Raw genomic sequence first — 16,406 nt, 5'->3', positions numbered from 1 at the left:
CCGACCGTGCGCATCCTCTACATCAACCATTACGCCGGCAGCCCGAAGCACGGCATGGAATTCCGCCCCTACTACCTGGCGCGCGAATGGGTCCGGGCCGGGCACGAGGTCAACCTGGTCGCGGCGGACTACTCGCACCTGCGCCAGCACAACCCGACGTTGGCCGAAGCCTACCGCGACGAGGACATCGACGGCATCCGCTACACCTGGTGCAAGACGCCGCCTTACGAGGGCAACGGCCTCAAGCGCGTGATCAACATCTTCCGCTTCCTCGGCCGGCTGATGGGACTGTCCGGGCGCTACCTCAAGGAATGGAAGCCGGACCTCGTGATCGCCTCGTCCACCTACCCGCTCGACACCGTGCCGGCGGCGTGGATCGCCCGCAAGACCGGCGCGCGCCTGGCGTACGAGGTGCACGACCTGTGGCCGCTGACGCCGGTCGAGGTGGGCGGCATGTCGCCCAAGCACCCGTTCATCCGCCTGCTGCAGTGGGCCGAGGACTTCGGCTATAAAAAGGCCGACACCGTGATCTCGATGCTGCCGTGCGCGCGCGACTACATGGTCGAGCACGGCATGGCCCCGGCCAAGTACGCGGTGGTGCCCAACGGCGTCGACGTTGCCGAGTGGCAGGGCGAGCCTGCGCCGCTGCCGGCCGGGCACGTCCAGGCCCTGGCCGAGTTGAAGGAGCAAGGCCGCTTCATCGTCGGCTACGCCGGCGGCCACGGCCTGGCCAACGCGCTCGATTTCCTGCTCGAGGCGGCCAGCCGATTGCAACAGGACAAGGTCAGCTTCGTGCTGGTGGGCGACGGCCCGGACAAGGCGGCGCTAGAGGCGCGCGCGGCTGAACTCGGCCTCGCCAACGTGTGTTTCCTGCCGGCGATTCCGAAACGCGCGGTGCCGGCCTTCCTGGCCCGGTGCGACGCGCTGTTCATCGGCTGGCGCCGCCTGCCGATCTACCGTTTCGGCATCAACCCCAACAAGCTGTTCGACTACCTGATGGCCGGCAAGCCGGTGATCCACTCGGTCGAGGCCGGCAACGACCTGGTGCGCGAGGCGGGCGCCGGCATCAGCGTCGGCGCCGAAGACCCGGCCGCCATCGCCGACGCCGTGCGGCGCATGCTGGCGCTGCCGGCGGCCGAGCGCCAGCGCATGGGCGAGGCGGGCCGGACGCACGTGCTGGCGCAGCACGACTACGCCGTGCTGGCGCGGCGCTTCCTCGCCGCCTGCCGCTGAGGTCCGCCATGAGCCAGCCGCACGTCCGCTTCGACTTCGCCGACGCCCTGCGCGGCCTGGCGATGCTCGCCGTGGTGCTGTTCCATTACACCCAGATTTTCTGGTTCAGCCGCGAGCGCGTCGGCCAGATCCTCGATCTCGCGCCGCTCGCGGGCTACCCCAGCGCCTCGCTGGCGCTGCCGGTCAACCTGGGCGCGGTCGGCGTCGGGCTGTTTTTGCTGCTCTCGGGGCTGCTGATCCCGTTGTCGCTGGGCCGGCAGGGTGCGGCGCGCTTCGCCGTGACGCGGCTGACGCGCATCTACCCGACCTACTGGGCCGGCCTCGCCGTCACCGTGCTGGCGCTGTGGCTGGCGAGCCGGCTGGGCGGCGCCCCGTTCGCGGTGAGCGTGCGCGACGTGCTAGGGCACGCCAGCATCGCCTTCCAGGACATGCTGGGCGGGCGCAACATCGACCCGGTGATGTGGACGCTGAAGGTCGAGCTGTGGTTCTACGCGCTGCTGGGCAGTGCATTCGCGCTGACGCGCCGCCGCCTGAAGGGGGCGATCTGGCTGCTGCTGCCGATCCTGGCCTTGCTGTGCCGCGGACCGGCATGGGGGACGGCGTGGCACGCCGCGCAGTATTATCTGGCTCCGGTGGTGTGCTACTTTCCGCTGATGTTCGCCGGCAGCTGGTGCTATTTCTGGCTGACCGGCCAGGCCTCGCGGCGTGAAACGGCCATCATGGCGACGCTGATGCTGGCGCTGTTCGTCTGGTTCACCGGCTGGCACTCGCTGGCGCTCTACCTGAGCTACGCTGTCGGCATCGTCCTGTTCGCGCTCGGCGTGCTGCGCCCGGCGTGGTGGCGCAGTCGGCTACTGGCGCGCGTCGGCGCGGTCAGCTACGCCTGGTATGTGTGCCACTCCATCGCCGGCTACGTGACGATGACCGCGCTGGCGCGGCTGGGCCTGCCGTGGTGGCTGCTGGTGCTGACGGCGCTTTTCGTCACCTGGTGGCTGGCGGTGGCGATCAACCGCTGGGTCGAACTGCCGACGCAGCGCTGGGGCAAGCGGCTGGCGGAACGCTGGTAACGGGAGTCGGGTAGATGAGTAGGATGGGGGCAGTGCAGCGCAACCCATCACCTCGGCGATACAACGGGAATGACGGGGTGCGGCGGGAACGCCTTCACCCATGCTACGGGCTACGCTAGGCATGGTTTGGCGCGGCAGCGGCCAGGATCATGGCCGGGAAGGAGGCGACGATGACTGACAAGGTGTTCTGGCGGGAGCCCTACCGCACGGCGCTGATCACCCGCGTCGCGCGCGTCGACGGGCTCGACGTGGTGCTCGAGGCGACGCTGTACTTCGCCGAATCGGGCGGGCAGGAGAGCGACACCGGCACCATCGGCGGCTACCGCGTGCTGGCGGCGCGCTGGCAGGGGCGGGACCTGGTCTACACCCTGCCACCGGGGCACGTGCTGGAGGAGGGCGACACGGTGACGGTCGAGATCGACTGGCCGCGCCGCTACGCCCTGATGCGGCTGCACTTCGCCGCCGAGATCGTGCTGGAACTGGTGACGCAACGTCTGCCCGCCATCGGCAAGATCGGCGCGCACATCGGCGAAGACAAGGCGCGCATCGACTTCACCTGGCACGAGCCGCTGACGCCGCTGCTGCCCGAGCTGATGCGCGAGGCGCAGGCCGTGATCGACGCCGACGCCCCCATCGTCAGCGCCTTCTCCGACGAGGCGGCCGAGCGCCGCTACTGGGAAGTCGCCGGCTTCGGCCGCGTGCCGTGCGGCGGCACGCATCTTAAGTGCACCGGCGAGGTCGGAGTGTTGCGCCTCAAGCGCAAGAACGTCGGCAGCGGCAAGGAACGCATCGAGATTTACGCGGCACCGCGCTGACGACACCGACGCAAGACAAGACATGACAGCGGCGGCCTCCGCGAGGCGCGGGGCGCCGCACACAAAGCAAGGCATAAAACATGACGGATAAATTCCTCCCCTTCGCCCTGCCCGACATCGGCGAAGAAGAAATCAACGAAGTGGTCGACGCGCTGCGGTCCGGCTGGGTTACCACCGGTCCCAAGACCAAGCAGTTCGAGGCCGACTTCGCGCAATTTCTCGGCGGCGGCGTCGAGGCGATCGCGGTCAACTCCGCCACCGCCGGCCTGCACCTGGCGCTGGAGGCGGTGGGGGTCGGCCCGGGCGACGAGGTGATCGTGCCAAGCTACACCTTCACCGCCACCGCCGAGGTGGTGCGCTACCTAGGTGCGCACCCGGTGGTGGTCGACGTCGATCCGGCTACCTTCAACATCAGCCCGGCGGCGATCCGCGCCGCGCTCACCGACAAGACCCGCGCCATCATGCCGGTGCATTTCGCCGGGCTGGCCTGCGACATGGACGCCATCCTCGCCATCGCGCGCGAGCACAATCTCAAGGTGATCGAGGACGCCGCGCACGCGCTGCCGACGACGTACCAGGGCCAGCTGATCGGCACGCTGGGCTCCGACGCCACGGTGTTCAGCTTCTACGCCAACAAGACCATGACCACCGGCGAGGGCGGTATGGTGGTGTCGAGGGACAAGGACCTGATCGCGCGCTGCAAGGTGATGCGCCTGCACGGCATCAGCCGCGACGCCTTCGACCGCTACGTGTCCAAGACCCCGGCCTGGTTCTACGAGGTGGTCGCGCCGGGCTTCAAGTACAACATGCCGGACATCGCCGCGGCGATGGGTCTGCACCAGTTGAAGAAGATCGGCCGCTTCCATCAACAGCGCGAGGCGATGGCGGCGCGCTACGACCGTGAGCTGGCCGGTCTGCCGCTGATCCTGCCGGCGCGCCCGGCGCTGGCGTCCGACCAGCACGCCTGGCACCTCTACCCGGTGCGCCTGAAGCCCGAGGCCGGTGTCAGCCGCGACGACTTCATTGTGCGCATGGCGGAGAAGGGTATCGGCTGCTCGGTACACTTCATCCCGCTGCACCGCCACCCGGTATGGCGCGACGGCTACCAGCTCAAGAACGCCGACTTCCCGGTGGCCGACGCCGCCTTCAAGGCCGAGGTGACGCTGCCGCTCTATACCCGGATGACAGACGACGACCAGACGCGCGTGATCGCGGCGGTCAGGGAGATCCTCGGCGCATGAGCGGGTCCGTCTTGCCGGCCACTGGCCGCCCCGGCTCGATGGGCGCCAAGCGGCTGTTCGATCTGATCGCCGCCGGCGCCGGCCTGGTCTTGCTGGCGCCGCTGCTGCTGGCGATCGCGCTGTGGATCAAGCTCGACTCCAAGGGGCCGGTGTTCTTCCGCCAGGAGCGGGTGGGGCGCTTCGGCCAACCTTTCCGCATCCACAAGTTCCGTACCATGCGCGTCGACGCCGAGCGCCACGGCCAGCTCACGGTGGGGAGCGATGCGCGCGTCACCGGCGCCGGGCGCTTCCTGCGCAAGTCCAAGTTCGACGAGCTGCCGCAGCTGATCGACGTGCTCTTGGGCGACATGAGCCTGGTCGGCCCGCGCCCCGAGGTGCCGCGCTACGTTGCACACTACCCGGCGGCAGTGAAGGCGCTGGTGCTGTCGGTGCGTCCCGGCATCACCGACTGGGCGTCGATCCGCATGATCGACGAGAACGACATCCTCGGCGCCGCCGCCGACCCGGAGCGCGCCTACCTCGACGAGGTGCTGCCGCAGAAGCTCGACTACTACGTGCGCTACGCGCAGAGCCACACCCTGGCCGGCGACGTGTGCATCATCCTCGCCACCCTGAAGAAGATCGTCCTGCGCTGACCATGATCGACAAGCTGCTTTCCTTCTCGCGCCACCACAAGATGGCGCTCCTGATGCTGATGGACGCGCTGCTGCTGCCGCTGGCGCTCTACAGCGCGGTGGTGCTGCGCCTGGGCGGGGTGTGGGACCCCAAGCTCACCCCCTACCTGTGGATCTTCGTGGTGCCGCCGTTGTGGGTGCTCCCGATCTTCATCAAGCTCGGGCTCTACCGCGCCGTGCTGAAGTACCTCGACGACAAGATCGTCTACACCGTGTGCTACGGCGTCAGCCTGGCGGTGCTGGTGCTGGCGGCGGTGATCGTGATGGCGCGCATCGGGCCGTTCCCGCGCTCGTCCATCGTCATCTTCTGGGTGTTCGCCATGGCCTACATCGGCGGCAGCCGCTTCCTGCTGCGCGGCTTAGTGCGGCGCATCGACGCCGTGGACAGCCCGCGCGAGCACGTCATCATCTACGGCGCCGGGCGCGCCGGCATCCAGCTGATGCTGGCCTTGCAGGCCGGGCGCGAATACCGGCCGATGGCCTTCGTCGACGACAACCCGGCGCTGTGGCGCCACACCTTCCGCGGCCTCGCGGTGCACGCCCCGGCCGAGCTGCCGGCGCTCCTGGCCGACACTGAGGCCAAGGCCATCCTGCTGGCCTTGCCGTCGGTGAGCCGCGCGCGCCAGCGCGAGATACTGGAGAAGCTGGAGTCGCTGCACGTGCCGATCAAGCGCCTGCCCGGCATGGCCGAGCTGGTGTCGGGCGAGGTGCGGGTGGAGGAACTGAAGCGGGTCGACATCGAGGACCTGCTCGGGCGCGACCCGGTGCCGCCGCGCCCGGAACTGCTGGCGCGCAACATCGAGGGGCGCGTGGTGATGGTCACCGGCGCCGGCGGCTCGATCGGCTCCGAGCTGTGCCGCCAGATCGTGCGCCAGCGCCCGGCGCGCCTGATCCTGTTCGAGCTGTCGGAGTTCGCGCTGTACGCCATCGACCAGGAGCTCAAGGCCCTGGCGCCGCAGCTGGAATGCCTGCCGCTGCTGGGCTCGGTCACCGACTACGAGCGGCTGTTCCGCGTCATCGACGGCTTCGGCGTGCAGACGGTGTTCCACGCCGCCGCCTACAAGCACGTGCCGCTGGTCGAGCACAACCCGCTCGCCGGCATCCGCAACAACGCCTTCGGGACCGACGTCTGCGCCCAGGCGGCCGAGGACGGCGGGGTCGATACCTTCGTGCTGATCTCGACCGACAAGGCGGTGCGCCCGACCAACGTCATGGGCGCCACCAAGCGCCTGGCCGAGCTGTGCCTGCAGACGCGCCACGCGCGCGGCAGCCGCACCCGCTTCGTCATGGTGCGCTTCGGCAACGTGCTGGGCAGCTCCGGTTCGGTGGTGCCGCTGTTCAAGAAGCAGATCGCCGCCGGCGGCCCTGTCACCGTCACCCACCCCGAGATCACGCGCTACTTCATGACCATCCCCGAGGCGGCGCAGCTGGTGATCCAGGCCGGCGCCATGGGCGAGGGCGGCGACGTGTTCGTGCTCGACATGGGCGAGCCGGTCAAGATCGCCGAACTGGCGCGGCGCATGGTCCACCTCTCCGGGCTCACGGTGAAGGACGAGAGCCGCCCGGACGGCGACATCGAAATCCGCTTCAGCGGGCTGCGCCCCGGCGAGAAGCTGTACGAGGAGTTGCTGATCGGCGACAACGTGCTGCCGACCGACCACCCGCGCATCCTGCGCGCGCAGGAATACCACCTCGACGAGGACGTGCTGACCGGTCTGCTGCAGCGCCTGCGCGACGCCTGCCTGCACCACGACGCCGACGCCGCCTTCCTCTTGCTGCAGCAGGCGGTGCACGAGTTCCAGGCCGCCGAGCGCACGCGCGACTGGCTGGCGGAACAGGCTGCCAGCGGCGTGGGGCCGGTGCGCTGACGGCGGACGGCAGATTCGGTTCGACAGACAGGGGGCAGGGATGCGTTTTCAAGGCAGGCTCACGCGCTGGGACGACGCGCGCGGCTTCGGCTTCATCACCCCCAACGGCGGCGGCGCCGAGGTGTTCGTGCACATTAGCGATTTCGGCACGGTGCCGCGCCGTCCCGCCGCCCATGACCTGGTCAGCTACCGCCAGAATTACGACGAGCGTCGCCGGCCACGCGCCGTGGAGGCGAAGCTGGTCGGCGTGGCGCCACGCCAGCAAGGGCAGGGGGCCGGCGGAGTCGGGCCGGCCTGCACGGTGGCGGGCGTGTTCTTCCTCGGGCTGTGGCTGGCGCTTCTGGCCGGCCGGCTGCCGCCCTGGCTGGTGCTGGGCTACGCCGGCCTGAGCCTGGCCAGCTTCGTGCTGTACGGGCACGACAAGACGTCGGCGCAACGCGGCCAGTGGCGCAGCCCGGAACACCAGTTGCACCTGCTGGCCCTGCTCGGCGGCTGGCCCGGCGCGCTGGTCGCCCAGCGTGCCTTCCGCCACAAGTCCAGCAAGGCATCGTTCCGTCGCGTCTACTGGCTCACGGTCGGGCTCAACCTCGCCGGCCTGGGCTGGCTGCTGCTGAAGGGGCCGGCACTGGCGGCGTTGTCGCCGGGCTGAGTGGCGCTCGGCAAACCCTGCCGGCGGCGCTCCGCTCGCGGGCGAATCTTTCGATCCGCTCCGCGCGCACGTGCCGTCCTGCGGGGATTGTCCGCGGCAGCGCCCCTTGTCGGAACCGTTGCACTGGGGTTTTGTCAGCAACGCTAAAAGGCGTTTACGAATGAAAAAGGTTGGCCGAAGCCGCTGTTGACGGGCTTCGGCCAACCTTTTTGCCGTGGGGACTCCGCCGCGGCTTACACCGGCTGCGTCCGCAGCTCCGACACGTCGACCGGTGCCGAGGCGGGCCGCTCCCCGTCATCCGCCGCGACGACGCGGTCGCGGCCCTGCTGCTTGGCGCGGTACATGCGGGCGTCGGCGATCTCCACCAGCTGCTGCCAGCTTGCCGCCTGGTCCGTCTGGCTCTCGGCCAGCCCGATGCTGGCGGTCAGCGGCGAGCCGTCCGGACGCTGCCCGAGACCGTGCCGGCGCAGTCGCGCCAGCGCCTGTTGCGCCTGCTGGCGGTCGGTTTCCGGCATCAGCAGCAGGAATTCCTCGCCGCCCCAGCGCGTCAGGATGTCGCCGTGGCGCAGCGTGTCGCCGATGGCCTGCGTCAGGCTCTGCAAGGCGCGGTCGCCGGCCTCGTGGCCGTGTTTGTCGTTGATGCTCTTGAAGTGATCGAGGTCGATGAAGGCCACCGACAGCGGACGGCGCGCGCGCTGCGCCAAAGTGAACTGCAGATCGAGCATTTCCTCCGCGCTGCGGCGCGAGAAGCAGCCGGTGAGGGTGTCGCGCACCGCCTGGTTGACCAGCGCGATCATGAAGGCGAGCTGGCTCATCGACGCCAGCGTCGCCACGGCGCTGATCAGCGTCAGCAGCCAGAACGCGCCGCTGAACGACGGCCAGTCGATCACCTGCCATTGCAGCAGCCAGGCCAGCCCGTCCGCGATCAGGATCGGCGAGGCGAAGGTGGCGCTCTCCAGCAGCGTCAGCGGAAAAATGGCGAAGCCCGCCAGCAGCACGAACGGCAGGAAGGCGTAGCCGGTGCCGATCGCCGCCGACAGCCCCTGCAGGTGGTAACGCGTCAACAGCAGGTGCGAGGCGATGTAGAACAGCGTCGGGATGGCGAACAGCGTCGCCATGGCGCGATAGGCGTGTCGCAGTGTACCGTCGCTGTGGTGGCCGAAGACCAGCCAGGCGAAGGCGACGGTGGCCATCAGGCGCATGCCGGCCAACTTGGCCGCCAGCTCCATCGGCAGCGCCACCACGTCGACCGCGATCCACAGCGGGGTAAGCAGGGCGAACAGCATGGCGAACAGGCGCGCCCGGTTGATGATGATCACGGCGCGGCGCTGCGCCATCAACGGCATGTGCTGTTGCGGGCTGATCAGCCATTCCGTTTCGTGCACGGTCAGTTCGCCGGGGAGCAGTCCCAGCAGGCGTTGCCACAAGGAGAGGGTGAGCTTCATCGTTGGGCACTCCGGGTGGTAAGCCGATCATTCTAGAGTGCCGTATCCGGAATGCTATTTGTCATAGATCAAGCCGGTGGCGATGCCTGCCCGGAACCTGGTGTCGGCGTGGCGTTTTGGCATCAGCCCGGCCGCCCGGTCAGCGCGCATGGCCCGGACGCCGACCGGCTGCGGTTTGCGTCGCCCGCCGCGCGTCGCATAATCGGGCCATCTCCCTCCCGACAGCGAAGGATCCACGCGATGGAATACCGCCCACTCGGCCGCAGCGGCCTCCAGGTCAGCCTCATCGGTCTCGGCACCATGACCTGGGGCGAGCAGAACAGCGAAGCCGACGCCCACGCCCAGCTCGACCTGGCGCTGGAGCACGGCATCAACCTGATCGACGCCGCCGAAATGTACCCGGTGCCGCCCAAGCCCGGGACGCAGGGCCTGACCGAGCGCTACATCGGCAGCTGGCTCGCCAAGGGCGGGCGCCGCGACCGCGTGCTGCTCGCCACCAAGATCGCCGGCCCGGCGCTGCAGCCGCATAACCCGCGCCACATCCGCGGCGACGCCAACCACTTCGACCGCGCCAACCTTATCGCCGCGCTCGACGGCAGTCTCACGCGCCTGCAGACCGACTACATCGATCTCTACCAGCTGCACTGGCCGGAGCGCCATACCAACACCTTCGGCCGCCTGGGCTACCCCTGGCTCGACGGGCCGGACGGCGCGGTCGCCCCGGAAGAAACGCTGACGGTGCTGGCCGATCTGGTGCGGGCCGGCAAGATCCGCCATGTCGGCCTCTCCAACGAAACGCCGTGGGGCGTGGCGCGCTTCCAGCAGGCCGCCGAGCGCCTCGGCCTGCCGCACATGGTCAGCATCCAGAACCCCTACAACCTGCTCAACCGCAGCTACGAGATCGGCCTGGCCGAATTCTCGCATCGCGACGGCATCAGCCTGCTGCCGTACTCGCCGCTCGCCTTCGGCGTCCTCTCCGGCAAATACCTCGACCAGGCCCGCCCGGCCAACGCCCGGCTCACGCTGTTCGACCGCTTCACGCGCTACACCCGGCCGCAGGCGCTGGCGGCGACAGCAGACTACGTGGCACTGGCGCGCCGGCACGGCTTGTCGCCGGCGCAGATGGCGCTGGCCTTCGTCAATTCGCGCCCCTTCGTCGCCAGCAACCTGATCGGCGCCACCACGCTGGCGCAGCTGGAAGAGAACATTGCCAGCGCGTCGCTACGGCTCGACGACGAGGTGCTGGCCGGCATCGAGGCGATCCACGAGCGCTACCCCAACCCGGCGCCGTGAGCCGCGGACGTCAAAAAAGCAAAAGCCCGCTGATGCGGGCTTTTGTGCTTGGAGCGGGGCAGGCTCAGGCGGCGTGCCACAGGTCGATCAGCTCGCTCGCTTCCAGCGCCTTCACTTCGCTGCGGGCCTTGAGCCAGCCGGCCAGCTCGCCGCGCAGTTCCTCGCCGATCTTCACCGCGCCCACCGGGAACACCACGCCTTCCAGGTTGCAGCGGCCGTCGAAATGACCGCCGAAGCTCACGCCGGCCTCGTCCACGCGCGTCAGCCACGCGTCGAGCAGGGCATCCTGACCTTCGCTGCTGAGATCGTCGGCCAGGGTGGCCACCAGGTGGAAGCCCAGTTCTTGGTAGTTGCCCACGCGCATCTTCTTGCACTGGCGGTTGTTGAGGCGCTTCAGGCGCTGGGCGGAATTCGGGTTGCGTACATCGCTCATGTCTAGACTCCTAGTATGGGGAAAACCGGGCATGGTAACAGATATAGGGTGCAGGGCTTAGCGGCTGTTCCGGTCGGCGCTTCTGCCGGGGTTGCCGGGAGCGCCGGGGCCGGAGACCGTCCCCTCGCTTCCCCGCCGCGCCCGCTGCAGCGGCCGAGGCACCGCCCGCTTACAGCCCCAGCTCGTCCCACAGCTTATCGACGCGCTGTTTCACCGCCGCGTCCATCACGATCGGCGTGCCCCACTCGCGCTGCGTCTCGCCCGGCATCTTGTTGGTGGCATCCAGCCCCATCTTGCCGCCCAGGCCGGAGATCGGGCTGGCGAAGTCGAGGTAGTCGATCGGCGTGTTCTCGATCAGCACCGTGTCGCGCACCGGGTCCATGCGCGTGGTGATGGCCCAGATCACCTCGCGCCAGTCGCGGGTGTTGACGTCGTCGTCCACCACCACGATGAACTTGGTGTACATGAACTGGCGCAGGAAGCTCCAGCAGCCCATCATCACGCGCTTGGCGTGGCCGGGGTACTGCTTCTTGATCGACACCACCGCCATGCGGTACGAGCACCCTTCGGGCGGCAGGTAGAAGTCGACGATCTCGGGAAACTGCTTCTGCAGGATCGGCACGAACACCTCGTTCAGCGCCACGCCCAGCACCGCCGGCTCGTCCGGCGGTTTGCCGGTGTAGGTGCTGTGGTAGATCGGGTTCTCGCGCATGGTGATGCGCTCGATGGTGAATACAGGAAAGCGGTCCTGCTCGTTGTAATAACCGGTATGGTCGCCGTATGGCCCTTCCAGCGCGGTATCGTCCGGATAGATGTGGCCTTCCAGCACGATCTCGGCGCTGGCCGGGACCTGCAGGTTGGAACCGATGCATTTCACCAGCTCGGTGCGGCTGCCGCGCAACAGGCCGGCAAACTGGTATTCGGACAGCGTGTCCGGCACCGGCGTCACCGCGCCCAGGATGGTGGCCGGGTCGCAACCCAGCACCACCGCCACCGGGTAGGGCTGGTCCGGGTTAGCGGCGCGGAATTCGCGGTAGTCCAGCGCGCCGCCGCGGTGTGCCAGCCAGCGCATGATCACGCGGTTCCTGCCGATCACCTGCTGGCGGTAGATGCCGAGGTTCTGGCGTTTCTTGTTGGGGCCACGCGTTACCGTCAGCCCCCAGGTAATCAAGGGCGCCACATCGCCCGGCCAGCAATGCTGGATCGGCAGGCGTCCCAGGTCGACCTCGGCGCCTTCCCAGACGATCTGCTGGCACGGCGCCTTCTTCACTTCCTTCGGCGCCATGTTGAGGACCTGCTTCAACAGCGGCAGCTTGTCCCAGGCATCCTTGAAGCCCTTGGGCGGTTCCGGCTCCTTGAGGTAAGCCAGCGTCTTGCCGATCTCGCGCAATTCGCCGATGTCCTCCGCCCCCATACCCATCGCCACCCGGCGCGGGGTGCCGAACAGGTTGGCCAGTACCGGGTAGTCGAAGCCGTGGCCGTCGCGTACCGGCTGTTCGAACAGCAGCGCCGGGCCGCCGGCCTTCAGCACCCGGTCGCCGATCTCGGTCATCTCCAGATGGGTCGAGACCGGCACGCGGACGCGCTTGAGTTCCCCTTCGCGTTCCAGTTGGGCAATAAAATCGCGCAAATCGACATATTTCATGACGTGACCATGATCTAGCTCAAAAAACCATAATTAGAGTGTGGTTAATCTTACCTCCGAAGACGTCGCACGCTACTGCCGGTAGGCGGCAAAGTCAACGGCAGCAGATCGGGCGATCAGCAATCCACCAACCATCTTTGGAGAAAACCATGAAAAAACTTGCTATTGCCGTGATCGCCGGGCTGGTATCCGCCAGTGCCTTTGCCGCCCAAGGGGACATCCTGGCGCGTTTCCGCGTCATCAACATCGACCCGGATGTGAAGACCAGTGGTGTGGTGGCGGATGTGCACGCCGACGTCGACAAGCAGACCGTGCCGGAACTCGACTTCACCTACATGATCACCAATAACATCGGTGCCGAACTGATCCTGGCCACCGCGCGTCATGAAGTGACCTCCGATCTGGGCTCGCTGGGCAAGATCAACCACCTGCCGCCGACCCTGACGCTGCAGTACCACTTCAACCCGGAAGGCCAGATCCGCCCCTACGTCGGCGCCGGCATCAACTACACCCGCTTCTACAATAACGATCTGCATCTGCCGGACGGCACCAAGGTCAACGTTGACAAGAACAGCTGGGGTGGCGCCCTGCAGGTCGGCACCGACATCGCCGTCAACAAGGACTGGTTCGTCAACCTGGACGTGAAGAAGATCTACATCAAGACCGATGTCAGCGCCGCGGGTGCCGATCTGGGCACCCTGAAGATCAACCCGTGGGTGTTCGGTCTCGGCGTCGGCACCAAGTTCTGATCGCCAGACGGCAAGACGACAAGGCGCACCGCGTGGTGCGCCTTTTTTGTTGTGGCAACGGTAAAATAACCATTTTATGCCGTTGCGGAATTCCTCCATGTCCAACTGGGTTGCCCAAGCTGTCCGCCAGATCGAGGCGGACTTCCATCGTTCCAGCGATACCCATCTGATTCCGCTGGCCATTCCGGCCCTGCCGCAGATCCAGCTGTATTTCAAGGACGAGTCCACGCATCCCAGCGGCAGCCTGAAGCATCGCCTGGCCCGCTCGCTGTTCCTGTACGGGCTGTGCAACGGCTGGATTCGCCAGGGCACGCCGATCATCGAGGCCTCGAGCGGCAGCACGGCGGTCTCCGAAGCCTACTTTGCCCGTCTGCTCGGCCTGCCGTTCATCGCCGTCATGCCCAAGGGCACCTCGGCCGAGAAGGTCAAGGCGATCGAATTCTACGGCGGACGCTGTCATCTGGTGGACGATCCGGCCACCATTTACGACGAATCGCGCCGCCTGGCCCATGAGCTTGACGGCCATTACATGGACCAGTTCACCTACGCCGAGCGCGCCACCGACTGGCGCAGCAACAACAATATAGCCGAAACCATCTTCCAGCAGATGGCGCTGGAACCCCATCCTGTCCCGACATGGATCGTCTGCGGTGCCGGTACCGGCGGCACCTCGGCCACCTTCGGCCGTTACGTGCGCTATCAGAAGCTGGCTACCCAGCTGTGCGTGGTCGATCCGGAAAATTCGGTGTTCTACGACAGTTATCAGAGCGGCAACCGTGATTGCCGCTGCGAGGGCGGTTCCGGCGTCGAGGGCATCGGCCGCCCGCGTGTCGAGCCATCGTTCATCCCGACGGTGATCGACCGCATGATCCGCGTGCCCAACGTCGCCAGCTACGCCGCCATCCATTTCCTGCAGGAAGTCCTCGGCCGCCGCTGCGGCGGCTCCACCGGGACCAATTTCTTCGGCGTGTGCGAGCTGGTGACACAGATGGTGGCAGAAGGGCGCAGCGGTTCGGTGGTGACGCTGATCTGCGACGACGGCAACCGCTACCTCAACAGCTATTACGACAACGCATGGCTCGCCGCGGGCGGTTTCGACATCGCGCCGTGGCTGACGCGCTATCGGCGCTTCTTCGAGACGGGGCGCTGGTGAGGGTTGGGAGTAAAGAGCAGATGGAGGGCAAGGTTGGCCGAAGTCCGGCTGGCCGCAGGCAAATGACGAGCGATAATGACGTTATGCATGAACAGACTCGGTTGAGCGAACGGGGCGTCTCATGTTGACACCCATACGCCATGGCGTGCCGCAGCGGGCCCATATCGCCCGCTATCTGGCCCTGCTGCTGTTCGTCGTGATCGTGTTCGCCAGCTTGTACCCGTTCACCGGCTGGAGCTACAGCGGCCGCCCCCTGCTCGAGTTCCTGTTTTATCCGTTGCCGTACTACTTCCGCCTGTTCGACAACCTCGCCAACCTGGTGGTCTACATTCCCTACGGGTTTGGACTGGCGCTATCGTTCCGACCCCGCTGGCTGGGCTGGGTCACGGCGCTGCTGTTGTCGGGGCTGACCAGCTTCACGATGGAATTCATCCAGCAGTTCCTGCCGGAGCGCGTCGCCTCCAATCTGGACATGCTCTACAACGTCGCGGGTGCCTTCATTGGCGCCACGCTGGCGGTCAGCCCGTTGTTTCGCCACGCCTGGCACCATGTCTGGCGCTGGCGCCAGCGCTATTTCGTCGCCAATGAACCCGCCGACTACGCGCTGGCCTTGATGGCGCTCTGGTTCCTCACCCAGCTCAACCCCTCCATCCCGCTGTTCGGCGTCGTGGTCATGCCGCTGGGCCTGCCGCAGCCCTTCATCTCGCCGCTCGACAACCCGGCACTGTTCCTGTTCCTGCTCGAAGCCGGCGGAGCCATGCTGCACCTGACCGCCACACTGCTGTTCGTCACCAGCTTCCTCAGCAAGCGGCGCTATATCGCCCGCAGCGTCACCACCGTCGTCGTGCTGGCCGTCTTCCTCAAGATGCTGGCTGCCGGGATGCTGCTCAAGCCGTTCGCTTTCTTTGAATGGATCAACAGCAACGTGCTGGCAGGCCTGGGGGCCGGGTTCCTGCTGGTGTGGCTGCTCACCCGCTTCGGCCGGGGGGTACAGCTGGTCGTGGCGCTGCTGGCGCTGCTGGCGACGCAAGTGATCTCCGCTCTTTGGCCGCTGTCCGCCAACGAACTCGACATGCTCACGCTGTTTCGCTGGGGCTACGGCCACCTTGCCAATATGAACGCGCTGGTGGAGTTCCTGTCGCGGCTCTGGCCGCTGGCGGCGGCACTCTGCCTGATCGGTGCCCTCTGGAACGTGCGGCACATGCCGTCACTGCAGGCCAAGTCGAAGTAACTCCCCCAACTGGCGGACGTGCACATCGACATAGGATGGCCGACGCGCGCCAGGGCTGATCCACACCGTGCGCATCCCCAGGCGCTTGGCCGCCTTCAGATTGGCCAGTGAATCTTCCACCATGATGCATCGGGCCGGGTCCAGACCTTCGCGCTGCAGCACGGTACGAAACGACCGAGGATGTGGCTTGGGCTGCAGATCCAGCCGCTCCACGCCATAGACGCTGGCGAAGTGCCGCCTGATCCGCATCCTTCTCAGAACACCCTCTACATAATGCTGTGGTCCGTTGGACAGCAAGATCTTGCGGCCGGGCAAGCGGCGTAGCAGTGCTGCCGTCTGTGCCTGCCAGACCAGCAACGTTTCCAGTTCGCTCATGGGGTGGGTGTCGCGCAGAAAGGTCTGCGGCGCGATGCCATGATGTTGCTCCAGGCCTTTCAGCGTCGCACCGTATTGTCGCCAGTAGCGTTGTCGCAGCTCCGTCGCGCTGTCTTCACTCATGCCCAGGTGGCGCATGATGAATTCGGTCATGCAACGATTGATATGTGGAAACACCGCTGCCGAGGCGTGGTGCAAGGTGTCGTCCAGATCAAAAATCCAGGTGGGCTTCAAGGTGTTATTCCGTCTCGGTGCAGATTCTGACTAGGAATTATGGACTGATTCGCCGCTTTATCGGGTCATCGGCATCGGTTCTGCAGACCGAATCACCCAGTTATGAGAGGTGCTTCGGGTGAGGGGCGAAAATTCTTACGCCTGAAATGCTCTTTGAAAACAGGTTATTGTGATCATTTTGCCCGGTTTCTGTCACTTTTCTGCAAAAAGGCGTTGACGAGGGAGGGGTCGGGGCGTATAGTTCGCCTCCTCAGCTGACGCAGCGACGGAAACGACGCAGTCAGCACCGCTCTTTAACAAA

General features: G+C 66.7%; 15 protein-coding genes. 11 read left to right on the top strand and 4 right to left on the bottom strand.

The genetic code is table 11. The features are described from left to right. The first annotated feature begins 6 nt into the window (after positions 1 to 6). The 7 genes from AC3WG5_RS17480 to AC3WG5_RS17450 all read left to right on the top strand — a co-directional run bounded on the left by AC3WG5_RS17480 (position 7) and on the right by AC3WG5_RS17450 (position 7,547). Positions 7 to 1,233: a glycosyltransferase family 4 protein gene (locus AC3WG5_RS17480; protein WP_008955713.1), complete on the top strand. Its 1,227-nt coding sequence runs from the start codon at positions 7 to 9 to the stop codon at positions 1,231 to 1,233. Between the two features lie 8 nt (positions 1,234 to 1,241). Next, a complete protein-coding gene (locus tag AC3WG5_RS17475) occupies positions 1,242 to 2,300 on the top strand; it encodes an acyltransferase family protein (RefSeq protein ID WP_008955714.1) in 1,059 nt (352 codons plus the stop codon). A 170-nt stretch (positions 2,301 to 2,470) separates the two neighbouring features. After that, a complete protein-coding gene (locus AC3WG5_RS17470; protein ID WP_482583338.1) occupies positions 2,471 to 3,115 on the top strand; it encodes an alanyl-tRNA editing protein in 645 nt (214 codons plus the stop codon). An 80-nt stretch (positions 3,116 to 3,195) separates the two neighbouring features. Further along, complete coding sequence (locus tag AC3WG5_RS17465; protein ID WP_492569885.1) at positions 3,196 to 4,356, top strand: DegT/DnrJ/EryC1/StrS family aminotransferase; 1,161 nt, start codon at positions 3,196 to 3,198, stop codon at positions 4,354 to 4,356. Next, on the top strand, positions 4,353 to 4,991 hold the full coding sequence (locus tag AC3WG5_RS17460) for a sugar transferase (protein ID WP_492569883.1): 639 nt from the start codon (positions 4,353 to 4,355) through the stop codon (positions 4,989 to 4,991). The genes AC3WG5_RS17465 and AC3WG5_RS17460 overlap by 4 nt, the downstream gene beginning before the upstream one ends. A gap of 2 nt (positions 4,992 to 4,993) precedes the next feature. Further along, positions 4,994 to 6,898 carry a polysaccharide biosynthesis protein gene (locus AC3WG5_RS17455; RefSeq protein WP_492569881.1) on the top strand — a complete coding sequence of 635 codons (1,905 nt, stop codon included), beginning with the start codon at positions 4,994 to 4,996 and terminating at the stop codon, positions 6,896 to 6,898. Positions 6,899 to 6,938: 40 nt separating this feature from the next. Continuing rightward, entirely contained in the window at positions 6,939 to 7,547 is a 609-nt protein-coding gene (locus AC3WG5_RS17450; protein WP_492569879.1) for a DUF1294 domain-containing protein, read from the top strand. Between the two features lie 233 nt (positions 7,548 to 7,780). Here AC3WG5_RS17450 and AC3WG5_RS17445 read toward each other — a convergent pair whose 3' ends face one another. Continuing rightward, on the bottom strand, positions 7,781 to 8,992 hold the full coding sequence (locus AC3WG5_RS17445; protein WP_492569877.1) for a GGDEF domain-containing protein: 1,212 nt from the start codon (positions 8,990 to 8,992) through the stop codon (positions 7,781 to 7,783). Positions 8,993 to 9,232: 240 nt separating this feature from the next. On the opposite strand from AC3WG5_RS17445, the gene AC3WG5_RS17440 reads away from it, so the two are divergent. Continuing rightward, positions 9,233 to 10,285: an NADP(H)-dependent aldo-keto reductase gene (locus AC3WG5_RS17440; RefSeq protein WP_492569875.1), complete on the top strand. Its 1,053-nt coding sequence runs from the start codon at positions 9,233 to 9,235 to the stop codon at positions 10,283 to 10,285. A gap of 64 nt (positions 10,286 to 10,349) precedes the next feature. Here AC3WG5_RS17440 and AC3WG5_RS17435 read toward each other — a convergent pair whose 3' ends face one another. Next, entirely contained in the window at positions 10,350 to 10,718 is a 369-nt protein-coding gene (locus tag AC3WG5_RS17435; protein ID WP_008955722.1) for a YggL family protein, read from the bottom strand. A gap of 169 nt (positions 10,719 to 10,887) precedes the next feature. Continuing rightward, complete coding sequence (ubiD, locus tag AC3WG5_RS17430) at positions 10,888 to 12,363, bottom strand: 4-hydroxy-3-polyprenylbenzoate decarboxylase (RefSeq protein WP_492569873.1); 1,476 nt, start codon at positions 12,361 to 12,363, stop codon at positions 10,888 to 10,890. 149 nt (positions 12,364 to 12,512) lie between these two features. Between ubiD and AC3WG5_RS17425 the strand changes: the two genes are divergently transcribed. From AC3WG5_RS17425 to AC3WG5_RS17415, 3 genes are all read left to right on the top strand, one after another. Beyond that, positions 12,513 to 13,112 carry an OmpW/AlkL family protein gene (locus tag AC3WG5_RS17425; protein WP_482583330.1) on the top strand — a complete coding sequence of 200 codons (600 nt, stop codon included), beginning with the start codon at positions 12,513 to 12,515 and terminating at the stop codon, positions 13,110 to 13,112. Positions 13,113 to 13,209: 97 nt separating this feature from the next. Then, positions 13,210 to 14,265 carry a PLP-dependent cysteine synthase family protein gene (locus tag AC3WG5_RS17420; protein WP_008955725.1) on the top strand — a complete coding sequence of 352 codons (1,056 nt, stop codon included), beginning with the start codon at positions 13,210 to 13,212 and terminating at the stop codon, positions 14,263 to 14,265. Between the two features lie 121 nt (positions 14,266 to 14,386). Next, positions 14,387 to 15,496 carry a VanZ family protein gene (locus tag AC3WG5_RS17415; RefSeq protein ID WP_492569870.1) on the top strand — a complete coding sequence of 370 codons (1,110 nt, stop codon included), beginning with the start codon at positions 14,387 to 14,389 and terminating at the stop codon, positions 15,494 to 15,496. Here the strand turns inward: AC3WG5_RS17415 and AC3WG5_RS17410 are convergent. Then, on the bottom strand, positions 15,473 to 16,105 hold the full coding sequence (locus AC3WG5_RS17410; protein ID WP_492569868.1) for a pyrimidine 5'-nucleotidase: 633 nt from the start codon (positions 16,103 to 16,105) through the stop codon (positions 15,473 to 15,475). The two genes, AC3WG5_RS17415 and AC3WG5_RS17410, sit on opposite strands and share 24 nt — an antisense overlap. Positions 16,106 to 16,406 lie beyond the last annotated feature (301 nt).

It is taken from the genome of Pseudogulbenkiania sp. FW507-F1, from assembly GCF_058781125.1.
The sequence above is the reverse complement of the archived record's forward strand: the minus strand, read 5'-3'. Positions and strand labels throughout refer to the sequence as shown.

What these genes read in the sequence shown, in the direction of transcription:
- ubiD (WP_492569873.1), bottom strand. Translation starts at nt 12,363, where the DNA reads ATGAAATATGTCGATTTGCGCGATTTTATTGCCCAACTGGAACGCGAA.
- AC3WG5_RS17450 (WP_492569879.1), top strand. Translation starts at nt 6,939, where the DNA reads ATGCGTTTTCAAGGCAGGCTCACGCGCTGGGACGACGCGCGCGGCTTC.
- AC3WG5_RS17465 (WP_492569885.1), top strand. Translation starts at nt 3,196, where the DNA reads ATGACGGATAAATTCCTCCCCTTCGCCCTGCCCGACATCGGCGAAGAA.
- AC3WG5_RS17475 (WP_008955714.1), top strand. Translation starts at nt 1,242, where the DNA reads ATGAGCCAGCCGCACGTCCGCTTCGACTTCGCCGACGCCCTGCGCGGC.
- AC3WG5_RS17420 (WP_008955725.1), top strand. Translation starts at nt 13,210, where the DNA reads ATGTCCAACTGGGTTGCCCAAGCTGTCCGCCAGATCGAGGCGGACTTC.
- AC3WG5_RS17455 (WP_492569881.1), top strand. Translation starts at nt 4,994, where the DNA reads ATGATCGACAAGCTGCTTTCCTTCTCGCGCCACCACAAGATGGCGCTC.
- AC3WG5_RS17440 (WP_492569875.1), top strand. Translation starts at nt 9,233, where the DNA reads ATGGAATACCGCCCACTCGGCCGCAGCGGCCTCCAGGTCAGCCTCATC.
- AC3WG5_RS17470 (WP_482583338.1), top strand. Translation starts at nt 2,471, where the DNA reads ATGACTGACAAGGTGTTCTGGCGGGAGCCCTACCGCACGGCGCTGATC.
- AC3WG5_RS17425 (WP_482583330.1), top strand. Translation starts at nt 12,513, where the DNA reads ATGAAAAAACTTGCTATTGCCGTGATCGCCGGGCTGGTATCCGCCAGT.
- AC3WG5_RS17445 (WP_492569877.1), bottom strand. Translation starts at nt 8,992, where the DNA reads ATGAAGCTCACCCTCTCCTTGTGGCAACGCCTGCTGGGACTGCTCCCC.
- AC3WG5_RS17460 (WP_492569883.1), top strand. Translation starts at nt 4,353, where the DNA reads ATGAGCGGGTCCGTCTTGCCGGCCACTGGCCGCCCCGGCTCGATGGGC.
- AC3WG5_RS17415 (WP_492569870.1), top strand. Translation starts at nt 14,387, where the DNA reads ATGTTGACACCCATACGCCATGGCGTGCCGCAGCGGGCCCATATCGCC.
- AC3WG5_RS17435 (WP_008955722.1), bottom strand. Translation starts at nt 10,718, where the DNA reads ATGAGCGATGTACGCAACCCGAATTCCGCCCAGCGCCTGAAGCGCCTC.